General features: G+C 29.1%; 13 protein-coding genes. 5 read left to right on the top strand and 8 right to left on the bottom strand.

The window, feature by feature from the left end; translation table 11 throughout:
* Positions 1 to 34 precede the first annotated feature (34 nt).
* The 4 genes from ATR_RS07550 to ATR_RS07535 all read left to right on the top strand — a co-directional run bounded on the left by ATR_RS07550 (position 35) and on the right by ATR_RS07535 (position 3,768).
* A protein-coding gene (locus ATR_RS07550; RefSeq protein WP_115427962.1) for an IS3 family transposase occupies positions 35 to 1,203 on the top strand; the annotation gives its coding sequence in 2 pieces (ribosomal slippage) (positions 35 to 287 and positions 287 to 1,203; 1,170 coding nt in all).
* 311 nt (positions 1,204 to 1,514) lie between these two features.
* Positions 1,515 to 2,792, top strand: coding sequence for a phosphopyruvate hydratase (gene eno / locus ATR_RS07545; RefSeq protein WP_115428842.1), 1,278 nt, complete (start codon positions 1,515 to 1,517; stop codon positions 2,790 to 2,792).
* Positions 2,792 to 3,034 carry an FtsB family cell division protein gene (locus tag ATR_RS07540; RefSeq protein ID WP_115428841.1) on the top strand — a complete coding sequence of 81 codons (243 nt, stop codon included), beginning with the start codon at positions 2,792 to 2,794 and terminating at the stop codon, positions 3,032 to 3,034. Before eno ends, ATR_RS07540 begins: the two co-directional genes overlap by 1 nt.
* The gene (locus ATR_RS07535) at positions 3,031 to 3,768 is read left to right on the top strand and encodes an AMIN domain-containing protein (RefSeq protein WP_115428840.1); all 738 of its coding nucleotides are present in this window, start codon (positions 3,031 to 3,033) and stop codon (positions 3,766 to 3,768) included. Before ATR_RS07540 ends, ATR_RS07535 begins: the two co-directional genes overlap by 4 nt.
* Before the next feature lies 1 nt (position 3,769).
* On the opposite strand, the gene ATR_RS07530 is transcribed toward ATR_RS07535, so the two are convergent.
* From ATR_RS07530 to ATR_RS07505, 6 genes are all read right to left on the bottom strand, one after another.
* Positions 3,770 to 4,681 carry an AEC family transporter gene (locus ATR_RS07530; RefSeq protein WP_115428839.1) on the bottom strand — a complete coding sequence of 304 codons (912 nt, stop codon included), beginning with the start codon at positions 4,679 to 4,681 and terminating at the stop codon, positions 3,770 to 3,772.
* A 3-nt stretch (positions 4,682 to 4,684) separates the two neighbouring features.
* The gene (locus tag ATR_RS07525; protein WP_115428838.1) at positions 4,685 to 5,917 is read right to left on the bottom strand and encodes a glucose-6-phosphate isomerase; all 1,233 of its coding nucleotides are present in this window, start codon (positions 5,915 to 5,917) and stop codon (positions 4,685 to 4,687) included.
* The gene (galU, locus tag ATR_RS07520; protein ID WP_115428837.1) at positions 5,917 to 6,786 is read right to left on the bottom strand and encodes a UTP--glucose-1-phosphate uridylyltransferase GalU; all 870 of its coding nucleotides are present in this window, start codon (positions 6,784 to 6,786) and stop codon (positions 5,917 to 5,919) included. Before galU ends, ATR_RS07525 begins: the two co-directional genes overlap by 1 nt.
* 1 nt (position 6,787) lies before the next feature.
* On the bottom strand, positions 6,788 to 8,164 hold the full coding sequence (locus ATR_RS07515) for a phosphomannomutase/phosphoglucomutase (protein WP_115428836.1): 1,377 nt from the start codon (positions 8,162 to 8,164) through the stop codon (positions 6,788 to 6,790).
* Positions 8,165 to 8,422: 258 nt separating this feature from the next.
* On the bottom strand, positions 8,423 to 9,439 hold the full coding sequence (locus ATR_RS07510; RefSeq protein WP_115428835.1) for an OmpA family protein: 1,017 nt from the start codon (positions 9,437 to 9,439) through the stop codon (positions 8,423 to 8,425).
* 79 nt (positions 9,440 to 9,518) lie between these two features.
* Positions 9,519 to 10,448, bottom strand: coding sequence for a ribose-phosphate pyrophosphokinase (locus ATR_RS07505; RefSeq protein ID WP_115428834.1), 930 nt, complete (start codon positions 10,446 to 10,448; stop codon positions 9,519 to 9,521).
* Positions 10,449 to 10,620: 172 nt separating this feature from the next.
* Between ATR_RS07505 and ATR_RS07500 the strand changes: the two genes are divergently transcribed.
* A complete protein-coding gene (locus ATR_RS07500; RefSeq protein ID WP_115428833.1) occupies positions 10,621 to 11,832 on the top strand; it encodes an Opr family porin in 1,212 nt (403 codons plus the stop codon).
* A 25-nt stretch (positions 11,833 to 11,857) separates the two neighbouring features.
* On the opposite strand, the gene mnmA is transcribed toward ATR_RS07500, so the two are convergent.
* A complete protein-coding gene (mnmA, locus tag ATR_RS07495) occupies positions 11,858 to 12,901 on the bottom strand; it encodes a tRNA 2-thiouridine(34) synthase MnmA (protein WP_115428832.1) in 1,044 nt (347 codons plus the stop codon).
* Complete coding sequence (folK, locus tag ATR_RS07490; RefSeq protein ID WP_115428831.1) at positions 12,852 to 13,379, bottom strand: 2-amino-4-hydroxy-6-hydroxymethyldihydropteridine diphosphokinase; 528 nt, start codon at positions 13,377 to 13,379, stop codon at positions 12,852 to 12,854. Before folK ends, mnmA begins: the two co-directional genes overlap by 50 nt.
* Positions 13,380 to 13,392: the final 13 nt, after the last annotated feature.

The raw sequence follows: 13,392 nt of genomic DNA, 5'->3' as shown, positions 1-13,392 counted from the left end.
TAGAGAAAATTGTAAACAATTGAAGGAATTAAAAATGGCAAGAAGAGAATATAGTGAAGAGTTTAGAAGAGATGCTGTAAAACAAGTTATAGAAAATGGATATGGGGTTGTTGAAACAGCTGAGAGGTTAGGTGTCCATTATGATTCTTTGAGAAACTGGATAAAAAAATACAAATCACCAGAAGCTGAAGTAGAAATAAAAAAAACTCAAGATACAACAGCTGAAATAAAAAGATTGCAAAAAGAATTAAAGAGAGTTACAGAAGAGAGGGATATTTTAAAAAAGGCCGCAGCGTACTTTGCAAACAACCCAAATTAAAGTACGCATTTATAAAGGAGTATCAAATACAGTACACAATCAGAAGAATGTGTACTGTATTGAAAGTTCATCCTAGTGGGTATTATAAATGGTTAAAACAACCTATTTCAAATTTAGAGATTGAAAATCAACAAATTTTACAAGAGATAAAAAAAGCATATAGAGAGTCAAATGGGATATATGGATATAGAAATATTCATAAAGATTTAAAGGCTTCAAATATACATGTAAATAAGAAAAGAGTTGCAAGATTAATGAAAGAAGCAAAACTTTGTGGAATAGGAAATTATAAAAGAAAACCAAAGCATAAGGCTGGTTCAATTCATAAAGCACATCCAAATCATTTAAAACAATGTTTTTTAACATATAAACCAAATGAATCTTGGGTTAGTGATATCACATATATCAGAACTTATGAAGGATGGTTATATTTAGCTACAGTTATAGATCTTTATTCAAGAAAAATAATTGGTTGGGCAACAGGACATAGACAATCAACATCTTTAATTATTAAAGCTTTGAAAAAAACAACTCACAGAATTAAAAATCATAAAGTAATTCTTCATTCAGATCAAGGTAGCCAATATAGTTCTTATGAATACCAAACATTTTTAAAGCATCATAATATTATCCCAAGTATGAGCCGTAGAGGTAATTGTTATGATAATGCAGTAGCAGAGAGTTTTTTTAAGACATTAAAAAAAGAATTAGTTAGAAAAACTATATTTCATACAAGAGCAGAAGCTAGAGATAAAATATTTGAATATATAGAAATGTTTTATAACGCAAAAAGACGACATAGTTTTTTAGATTTTATAAGTCCAAATGAATTTGAGAAAAGATACAATGATAGTGTTACTCAACCCAAGGTGTTAACTGATTAAAAAAGTGTCTACTAACTTGGGGTCATTCCAGATATAGGTGTTGGTTACTATGCAAGAATGAATGATTTTTTTGCTAGAGCACAAATGGCATGGACAGCAAATTCTGATGAGATAAGTGATAGTAATATATCTCATAAAAACTCTAAACTTCTTCTTCAAGCTGGATGGGTATTTTAAATTTTTCGAGTTAAAATACAATAAATATAAACTATTTCTAAAAACTTTAGAAATAGTTTTATCACAATAAAAGCAAAAGCCAAATTTTTTTTAGATATAATCTTTCTAAAATATTCAAAAATTAGGAGACCTAAGTGGTATTTATTGATAATGTTTATGCTGACGAAGTTATGGATAGTAGAGGAAATCCAACTGTAAGAGCAACAGTAGTTTTAAGTGATGGAAACAAAGCTAGTGCTATTGTTCCAAGTGGTGCAAGTACTGGAAAAAGAGAAGCTTTAGAGTTAAGAGATGGAGATAGTAGATTCTTAGGAAAAGGTGTTTTAAAAGCAGTTGAAAATGTAAATACACAAATTGCAGATGAGTTAATTGGACAAAGCCCTTTTAATCAAGCAGAAGTTGATGCAATTATGAAAGAGTTAGATGGAACAAATAACTACTCAAATTTAGGTGCAAATGCAGTTTTAGGTGTGTCTATGGCCGTTGCAAGAGCTGCTGCTGCTTCACTAAATATGCCACTTTATAGATATTTAGGTGGAGCAAATGCTATGACTATGCCTGTTCCTATGTTTAATATTATAAATGGTGGAGAACATGCAAATAACTCTGTTGATTTCCAAGAGTTTATGATTATGCCAACTGGAATTGAAAACTTCAATGAAGGTTTAAGAGCAGTTGCTGAAATTTATCAACATCTTAAAAAAATTATAGATGGTATGAAAGAGAGTACAGCTGTTGGAGATGAGGGTGGTTTCGCACCAAATCTAAAATCAAATGAAGAACCAATCCAAGTTATTATGACTGCTATTGAAAAAGCTGGATATAAAGCTGGAGAGCAAATCTCTATTGCACTTGATGTAGCTGCAAGTGAGCTTATAAATGATGCTGGGAAATATGTTTTAAAGAGTGAAAATAGAGAATTAACAAGTGCAGAACTTGTAGCTTACTATGAAAATCTATGTTCAAAATATCCTATTGTTTCAATTGAAGATGGATTAAGTGAAGATGATTGGGATGGATGGAAAATATTAACTGAAAAATTAGGAGATAAAGTTCAACTTGTTGGAGATGATTTATTTGTAACAAATGCTTCAATTCTAGCTGAGGGTATAAATAAAGGTATTGCAAACTCAATTTTAATTAAGCCAAATCAAATTGGAAGTGTAAGTGAAACTATGCAGACAATTAGACTTGCTCAAAGAAACAACTACAACTGTGTAATGAGTCACAGAAGTGGAGAGAGTGAAGATGCATTTATTGCTGACTTTGCTGTTGCACTAAATTGTGGACAAATCAAAACAGGAAGTACTGCAAGAAGTGATAGAATTGCAAAATATAATAGACTTCTTGAAATTGGTGCAGAGATTGGGTATGCTGAGTATTTAGGAAAAGAGCCTTTTTCTAAAAAATAATGACAAATAAAGCAAGTAATATTTTAGGATTTATGCTAATAGTGATTTTTTCTCTGTTAGCAACTATCTATTTTGCTTATCATTGGGTTAATCTTCTTTTTGGAGATAACTCAATACAAGTGTATAGCTCTTTAAAACATAAAAAAGAGTATTTAGAATATGAAATTTCAAGATTACAAAGAGAAAATGCCTATTTACAAAAAGAGTATTTTGAACTAAAAAATTTGGAGCCAGAAGAATGAAAAAATTACTATTAATATCTATTTTATTTTGTTTAGCTTTGGAAGCTAGAGATAATCCATTTGCAAAATATGAAGAAGAGACGGGGAAAATGTATGAGTTAAATGAGACTCCAAAAACTATTGAAGAGATTCAAGAAGCACAATATATTAAAAAAGTGCAAGAGGAGATGAATGCTCAAAAAGAAACAGCTTCAACTACTCAAAAAGCTCCTGTACAAAAAGCACCAGAAAAGACATATAGTAAAAAAGAGCTAGATGCGATTATTCAAAAAACAAATAAGCAAAATGAACAAAAAACTAAAGAGATAGTAAAAAAAGAGCTTCAAAATGTAAAAAAAGAGCCAGAACAAGTGATTTTTGTAAAACCTAGAGCTGATATTGATAGTGAGAAAGCACAAACTTCTGTAGCTTCTACTTCAAATGCAACAAAACAAAAAAATATTTTACCATTCTTAAAAATAGAGAGTAGTGATACTGAGTTGATTATAAGAAGTGAACATAAGATGTTCAAGAAATTTTCAATAGAAAAAGAGAATAAATTAGCATTTGATTATAAAGCAAAAGTAAATTTTAATACAAAAAAAGAGCAATTAGCTGGAAGTAATTTTAAAAATATTACAGTTGGAAATCATAAAAGCGGTGGTTTTTATAGAGTTGCTGTAGAGTTAGGTTCTAAAGTATCTAAATATAGTATTGATGTAAAAGATGACGAGCTTGTGATTAAGTTAAAATAACTTAAATAAATAATTTTAGAAATAGTATTAAAAATAAGCTAGAAACTATTGTTTGAAGTGTGATTATACTTGTGATTAGTGGAACATCACCATTTAGTTGTCTAGCTAGTATAAATGAACTTGGAGCTGTTGGCATTATTGCAAATAGAACCAAAATAGAGATAACTAGAGTATCAAGATTAAATATCTTTGCCAAAAAATAGATAAAAACTGGCAAAACAATAAATTTAGCAAACATAGTGATTGTTAAATCTTTTTTATTACTTCCCAACTCTTTTAAAACTAAAGTATAACCAATAGAGATTAATCCCATAGGAAGAGCTGCACTACTTAAAATCTTTAAAAGGTTTTCAAAACTAAGAGGGATATTTATAGCAAAAAGGTTTAAAAACCCACCTATTAAACAAGAGATAATCAAAGGATTTTTAAAAATAGATTTTAGAAGATATATAAAATTTATTTTGAGATTTTCTTCATATAAGGCAAAAATAGAAATAGATAAAATATTCAAAAAAGGAATTGCAAAGGTTATAATAATTGCAGCAATAACCAAGCCATCTGCACCAAATATAGAGCCACTAAGAGCCAAAAACACATAGGTATTAAATCTTATTCCACCTTGAACTATTGATGTAAAAGAGCTATTTTGTGTTGGACTTAGTTTATTAAAAACTATTAAAAATATTAGAGTTAAAGATATAGCCAAAAGTGAAGATAAAACTAGATTTATACTAGAAATATCAAATTTTGCCTTTGATAAAGTCAAAATTAAAAGTGCTGGCATAAGAATATAGTAAGTTAATTTATCAGCCATTGGCCAAAAATCTTGTGATGGAAAACTTATTTTTTTAAATAAGTATCCAATCACAATTAGTGAAAAAATGGGGATTAAACTAGAAAATATATGCTCCATCTTCTAGTTTTTACTTTTTAACATCTCTTTTAAAATAATCTTCCCACCTTCAACCCCTGGTTGGTCATAAGTATTTATTTGTAAGAATTTCCCAACAATTGAAGTTAGAAGTTCATAATAAAATAGGAGTTTACCTATTTCATATTCGCTTATCTCTTCTATTTCTATTAAATCAATAGGAATATCTTTTTTATACTCTTTAACTGATGCAATTGTTGCATCTGCTTGAAGATTTATAAGCTCTTTAAAATCCAAATTATTTATATAATCAAGCTCTTCTAAGCCTTGTAAAGTTGTAGGAGCAATTTTTGTATCATCTTTAAAATCTTTGATTTTTATAAAAGTTACCGTTTTATCTCTTTTACCTTCAACAATTAACTGTAAAAATGAGTGTTGATCAACTGGACCTGTTAGTCCAATAGGAGTTAAACCTTGATTTGTATTATTCGCATCTATTTTTCCTAAGCTTTCACCCCAAAGTTGGATATACCACTTATTAAAGCCTTCAAGAAGCTGAGAATATGAGAAAACTGCATTTATATTATAAATATCTTTAAACTCAAAATAGGTTCTTGCTTTTTTTATTAGGTGAGCATATAGTTCATACTGTTCAAAAAATGAAGTAGAGATATATCTAGCACCTTTTAAAAGTTCATCAATATCAAAACCAGCTAAATATAGAGGAACTAATCCAACATTTGATAAAACTGAAAATCTTCCACCAACATTTTTTGGGATATCAAATGTGTTTATACTATTTGCTTTTGCAAATGTATTTAATTTACTATCATCTTCAGTAATAACTAGAAGATTCTCTTTGTCTATCTTAGTAATAGAGATAAGGTATTTAAAAATAGAGATAGTTTCAATAGTTGTTCCTGATTTTGAGATAACTATAAAAAGTGTATCTTCTAAATCAAATTGAGAGATTGTTCCATTTAAGTTTACTGGGTCTGTACTTTCAAAAAAGAATATCTCTTTTTTTAAAGTTTTATTTTTTTGTTTATGATATTTTAAAAAGTTATATATAGCAAATGTACCTAAAGTACTTCCACCAATTCCAATTATTGCAATATTTTTTTGCTTAAAATTAAGATTATCTAACTCTTTTTTTAGGTTTGTTATATCTACATGAGGTAAAGAGTAGTAACCTATCTCTTCTCGCTCTTTTTTTATCTCTAAAAAAATATCCTCATCACTTAGAGAAACTTTTGGATAGTAAAGATTGTTTTTCACTATTTTTCCTTGTTATCTTTTTTTTGCTTTTTCTCTTCTTCTAGAGATTTATTATAGAAATGATTAGTTGCTTTTACAAATCCATCAATACTTCCACAATCAAATCTTTGACCTTCAAATTTATATGCTAAAACCATACCTTTTTTTGCTTGTGTAAGGAGAGCATCTGTTATTTGAATCTCTCCACCTTTTCCTGGTTTTGTCTCTCTTATAATATCGAAAATATCAGGAGTTAAAATATATCTTCCGATTATTGCCAAATTTGAAGGAGCATCTTTTGGCTCTGGTTTCTCAACCATATCTTTTATCATAAAAATCCCTGGTTCTATCTCATTTCCAGCGATTACTCCATACTTATTTGTGTCCTCTTTTGGAATCTCTTCAATTGCTACTATAGAGCAGTGGTATTTTTTATATAGTTCAACCATTTGAGATAGAACTCCTTTTGAACTTGAATCACATAAATCATCTGCTAAAAGTACAGCAAAAGGTTGTTCACCAATTAGATTCTCTCCACATAAAATTGCATGTCCCAAACCTTTCATCTCAATTTGTCTTGTATAAGAGAAAGTACATTTTGTAATAACACTTCTAATCTCTGTTAAATAGTGCTCTTTACTAGTTCCTTTTATTTGATGCTCAAGTTCATATGAAATATCAAAGTGATCTTCAATAGCTCTTTTCCCTCTACCTGTTACTATTGCCATATTTTCTATACCAGCTGCTAAAGCTTCTTCAACTCCATATTGGATAAGTGGTTTTGTTAAGACTGGTAACATCTCTTTTGGAGTTGCTTTTGTTGCTGGTAAAAATCTTGTTCCATATCCAGCTGCTGGAAATAGGCATTTTTTTATTGGGTTTTTATTCATTTTATCTTCCTTTTAAAGTATTAAATAAGTTTATTAGTGCATCCTCATACAGTTTTGCATTATCTTTTGTATCTGCTTCAAATCTAGTTACTAGTTTTGGAGTTGTATTACTAGCTCGTACAAGACCCCAACCTTTATCAAAAATAACTCTCACTCCATCAACAGTGATAATATCTTTTATTTTTGGAAAATCTGCTGGTGGGTTTTTTAAAGCCCCTTTTAAATCTTCTATTAATTTAAATTTTGTCTCTTCAGTTACTGTTATATTTATTTCAGGAGTTGAATATACTTGTGGCAAAGATTCAAACTCTTTATCAAAATCAAAACCTTGGTCTAGTAACTCTAAAGCTCTAAAAGTTGCATAAATAGCATCATCATAACCAAAGTATCTATCATTAAAAAATAGATGTCCAGATACTTCAGCTGCAAAAGAGGCATTTGTCTCTTTTATTTTAACTTTTAGGTTTGAATGACCTGTTTTATACATAATAGCTTTACCGTAAGAGTTAATAATATCATACATAACTTGTGAGCATTTAACTTCACCAATAACTGTTGGATTTTCTATATGTTTTGAGAAAAATATTGCTAAAATATCACCTTTGAAATTATATTTTCTTGATAATAGAGCAATTCTATCTGCATCACCATCATATGCAAAACCAAAATCAAATTCACCACTATTTAACTCTTTTTTAATATCTTCCAAAGTATGTTCATCGCTAGGATCTGGATGATGATTTGGGAAATTTCCATCTGGTTCTTCAAATAAAATTTTATGTTTAATATTTAATCTATCTAAAATTTCTCTTAAAACAACACCAGCAACGCCATTTCCACAATCAAAAACAAATTTTTTGTTTTCAAGTCTTAAATGCTTAAAATTTTCAACTATATAGTCAATATATCTATCTTTTGAGTTTATTTTTATTGCAGTTTCATTGTCTTCTATTTTTAAACCACTCTTTAAAATCTCATCTCCTAAAGCATAAATCTCATCTCCAAAAAATGGGTCTTTATCTAAAGTAATTTTAAATCCGTTGTATTCAGGAGGATTATGTGAGCCTGTTATCATAATAGAGCCATCACATCTATATCCATCTATTTCATTGAAATTTGTAAAATAGTTTGCTGGAGTTGGTACTAATCCCATATCTAAAACCTTTAATCCAGCTTTGTTTATTCCAGAGCTAAGCCAATTTTTTAAAGTTGGTGAATGAAGTCTTGCATCATAACCAACAGCCATATAAACAGCATTTGGAACTCTTTTTAAAAGAGACTTTGCCAAATAAAACCCAATCTTTTTTACAATATCTTCGTTTAACTCTTTTTGATAAATTCCTCTGATATCGTATTCTCTAAATATAGATGCACTCATATTTTGCTCTACTCCTAATCATAAATAAAAAATTGTGAAATTTTATCTTAAAATCGTTAAAGAATTGTATAAGAGGAGTTAATTTTCTTAGAGTAAATATAACTATAAAAAATATAGATAAATAAGTAGAAAAAGTATCATATATATAAATAGGTTAAAAACTAAAATAAATGATAGAAAGTTTCAAATTTGGTTGATATTAAAAAAGGAGTGAATAAAATTCACTCCTTAAAATTAAATAGTCTATATATAGAATTATTATTTAGACATTACAGCATGAACTCTTCTGTTCTCTGCTTTTCCTTCAGCTGTATCATTAGAAGCAATTGGTCTAGATTTTCCATAACCAACAGAATTTAATCTTCCTTTCTCAACACCTAAATTTTCTAAAGCTTTAACAACAGAAGCTGCTCTTCTTTCTGATAATTTTTGATTATATGGAACACTTCCAACAGAGTCAGTATGTCCTTCAATGCTTGCTTTTAATTTTTTATCAGCATTCATAACTTTTGCAAATTCATGAATTCTTGTTCCATAAATATCTTTAATATCAGATTTAGCAGTATCAAAGTTTACATTTAGATTAACTAATGTCATACATCCAACACTATCAACTTTTGCACCTTTCATAGTATCTGGACATTGATCTAACTCATCAATAACTCCATCTCCATCGCTATCAATTGGTGCAATTACTGGAGCAACAGGTGCAACAGCAACAGGTGCAACTTTTGCAGCTTTTTCACCAAATGGAATAGCTAAACCGAAGTTATATAATAAAGTATTATCTCCATTTTGTGCAGATATTAAATGTCTTAAATCAAATTTTAAAGCTAAAGCATCTGTTAATTGATATTTTAAACCAACCCCATAGTTTCCAAATATACCATCTTTTTGGTGTTTTGTTAATTCATTATCAAAAAACTCAACTCCAAGTCCTGCTAATGCATATAATGATAAATCATTTGTTAAACCATAATCTTTAACAAAGTTACCAAATACTCTAGTGATAGAAGTATCTTGATTTCTTACAGAATTTTTTCCATCAACATCTTGAATTGTTCTTAAAAAACCTAATTCAAATTGATCAATTAATGAACCTTCAGATTGATTAAAACCTAATGCTAATCCAGCATTTGCATAATTTCTATCAATACTATGGTTACCTTCCCCTAATCCTCCACCAATTAGTGGAGTGATTTCATATTTGTAATCACTATTTGCAGCAAGTACTAAAGTAGCACAAGCTAATGAAGATAGTAAAATTTTTTTCATTTTTTTTCCTTAATTTTATAGAATATAATTCTAGAATTATATCATTATTTTATTAATTTTTTATTAACTTTTATTTAACCTAATTAAAAATAGAGTTTACAGATTCATTATTGTGAATTCTTCTTATTGCTTCTCCTATTATAGTTGAAGCTGTTAATACAGTTATTTTTTTAGCAGATGCTTTTGTTGGGATTGTATCAGAGATAACTAATTCATCTAAAACACCATTTGCAACTCTTTCATAAGCTGGTCCACTTAAAACTCCATGAGTACAACAAGCCATTACTGAAGTTGCCCCTTTTTCTTTTAAAACTTCAGCAGCTTTTACTAAAGTTCCAGCAGTATCAACCATATCATCTACTAAAATGACATCTTTTCCTTTTACATCTCCGATTATATTCATAACTTGAGACTCATTTGCTTTCTCTCTTTTTTTATCAACAATTACTAAGTCATATCCTAATTTATCAGCATATTGTCTAGCACGTGCAACTCCACCAATATCTGGACTTGCAATAATTGGATTTTTTAGATTTTTACTCTTTATATAGTTTACAAATAAAATTGAACCAAAAAGATTATCAGCAGGGATATTGAAAAATCCTTGAATTTGAGCAGCATGTAAATCTATAGTTACAATTCTATCTATCCCAGCAGCTTCAAGTAAATCAGCTACAAGTTTCGCACTAATTGGTACTCTAGGGGCTGCTTTTCTATCTTGTCTTGCATAACCGTAGTATGGAACTACCGCATTTATAGATTTAGCACTTGACCTTTTTAGTGCATCAATCATTATTAATAGTTCCATCAAATTGTCATTTGCAGGTGCACAAGTTGGTTGTATTATATAAACATCTTGTCCTCTTACACTTTGAGTTATTTGTACAGAAATTTCTCCATCACTAAATTTGTTTAATTTTGCATCTGATACACACATTCCTAAATAGTCACCAACTTTTTTTGCAAATTCTGGATTTGCACTTCCACTAAAGAGTTTAAAAGTAGACATATAATATTCCTCTAATTTTAGTTTTTAATCTAAAATATTATCAAAAAACTTCTTAATAAGTTTTTTTGAAGAATTAACTAAAAATTTATCAAATTTTAATAAATAAAATAATAAAGTTCCAAAAATTAAAAATAATGATAATAGGTATCATTTATTATTCAAGGGGTTAATTATGAAAAAGTTAAGTTTAGTTGTTTCAACTATTATGTTATCAAGTACACTATTTGCAGCTTCATCGTTTGAAGAAGAGACAAAAATAGCTCTAAATGAAGGAAGTACAAAAAAATCAACAGATGTAACTTCTATAGATGAAGCATTTAAAGAGGGAACAGTATCAGGAAGTGTAGCACTTTATGGGCAAAAAATAAAATATAATAACCATAATATTGCAAGAAATTCAACTTTTGGAAATGGGCATTTGGGTTTAGCTTACGAAACAGCATCAATTTATGGTTTTAATGCAAAAGTTGAAGCAAAAGGAAATTTAAAACTAGGTGAACAACACAAAAACGATTGGAAAGATAATGCACCTTTTGAAAATAGTGCATTAATAACTCAAGCATATTTACAATATGAGCTTGAAAATATTCTTTCAGTTAAAGCTGGAAGATATGATGGTGAGTATGAGTGGCTTACAGATTATCAGCAAGGTGGAGTTATAGAGATTTTACCAATTCCTGACACTGTTATAGCCTTAGGTTATTCAAATAAAAAAGCAGAATCAGGAATAGATTTAAGTGAAGATTTTCACAAGCCAGAGCTTACAAATAAAGGTGTTTATTTCTTAGATATTCAAAATAAGAGTCTAGATAATGTAACTATTAATCCATATTTCTATGAAATGCCTGATTTTGGAAATTTCTATGGATTGAAAGCCTCTTTAGATACAGATTTCTTTGGAGTTAATGCTCAATACGCAAAAAGTAATGCAAAGAGTACCATATATCTAGATGAAAAAGGAGATAGTTTTAAGCTAGAAGATGGGTATATTACTAACTTTGAGTTAATTGGTAAAATATCAGATTTTGAAGCTACTTTGGGATATGCAAAGAGTAGTGATAAAGGTGGCGCAAATATGATAGCTGCTTTTGGAGATAATATGTCACCATTTGAAGATGGAAACTACTTCTATGATTTAGATGCAAAAACTCACTATTTAAATCTAACTTACTCTATTTATGGAGTTGATTTATGTGCATTATATGGTATTACAAAATATAGTGATGGTACAGATAAATTCAAAGAGAAAGAGCTTAACTTAAGTGCTACTTATGGGTTTACTGATAATTTAAGTGCGGGATTAATGTGGGTAAATGTTGATACAAATAACAATAATGATACAAAATACAATAAATATTTAGCTTCAGTTGAATATAGTTTTTAAATAAAAGAGAGTTGACTCTCTTTTATTAATTGGCACTTTGTATAAAAGCACTTCCAATTACTTTTCCATCATCATAAAAAACAGCCAATTGCCCACTTGCTACTCCAAATGCTGGAGCTTCAAGCATTATAAATGCTTTATCGTTTTCAATTCTAACTTTACAAGGAGTTGTTGTACTTCTGTATCTTAGTTTTACTCCGCAAGAGAACTCTTTTTTATCAATATACATATTTATATTTTCACCTAAAACTTCATTTATCTCTAAGGCAGGTTTTTTACCAACTGTTATTGTGTTGTCTTTTGGATTTAGTTTTATTACAAAATGAGGGTCATGAGCTCCTTTTACAGTGAAGCCTTTTCTCTTTCCAATAGTATAATGTGCATAGCCTTTATGTTTTCCTACTACATTTCCATCTTCATCAAGTACATCACCTTCTACATCTATATTTGCATGTTTTTTTATAACATCTGTATAAACAGTCTCTACAAAGCAAATCTCTTGAGACTCATTTTTTTCTGTTATTTTCTTGTAAGCAACATCTAAAGAGGCACCTAATTTTATAATATCCTCTTTTTTATAATTACTCAAAGGAAACATCATATATGGTAAAGCTTCTTTTCTTATTTGTGATAGAAAGTAGCTTTGATCTTTTGATTTATCCTCAGCTTCATAGAAAAACTCTCCATCTGTTGCAGCATAGTGACCAGTTGCTAAAAATGAAGCTCCATGCTCTTTTGCAAAATCAAGCATTGCACCAAATTTTATATTTCTATTACATTTTACACAAGGATTTGGAGTAGTCCCTTCTAAATAAGAGTTTACAAAGTAATCATAAACCTCTTCATTGAACTTATTAGCTAAATCCAAAATATGGTATTTTATACCAAGATATTTTGCAACACCTTCTATATAAAAAAGATTGTTTTCGTGATAACCATCTGTTCTATTGTGAAGTTTTAGATAAACACCTTCAACTTCATATCCTTGTTGTTGTAGCATATAAGCAGTAACTGAAGAGTCAATTCCTCCACTCATACCCACCATTACTTTCTGTTTTTTTTCGCTCATTTTTTATCCTTTTTAAAGGAATAATCACTGACTCTCTATTTGCCCAATTTTTATGAGGGATAGTTAATTTTTTTGTATCTATTTTTTTATTATCAAAAAATATTATATCAATATCCAAGGTTCTAGGCGCATCTTGAAAGGATCGCTTTCTTCCAAATTTTTTTTCATATCTTTGCATGGCTTTTAAGAAGTCATTTGGACAAAGATCTGTTTTGAGCAAAATTATACCATTTAAAAACCATCTTTGTTCCAAAAATCCAAATGGAGGGTTTTGTAAAAGGGGTGAGGTCATAAGAATAGTAAATCTTAAATCTTTTTTTAGACATAAGAGAAAGTTATCAAATATTTTTTTTGTATCTCCAATGTTTCCCCCAATTCCAATAGTTACACTATATCTTTTTTTTGATGTAGTATTAAACTTTTTTGGAAAATTTGGAAAGTAAAAAAGTGTTAAATCTTCTGTTAATTTTTTTTTCAAATTTCTCTCTTTT

Origin of the sequence: Aliarcobacter trophiarum LMG 25534 (assembly GCF_003355515.1) — a bacterium.
GTDB lineage: Bacteria > Campylobacterota > Campylobacteria > Campylobacterales > Arcobacteraceae > Aliarcobacter > Aliarcobacter trophiarum.
This window is presented reverse-complemented; position numbering and strand designations above follow the sequence as displayed.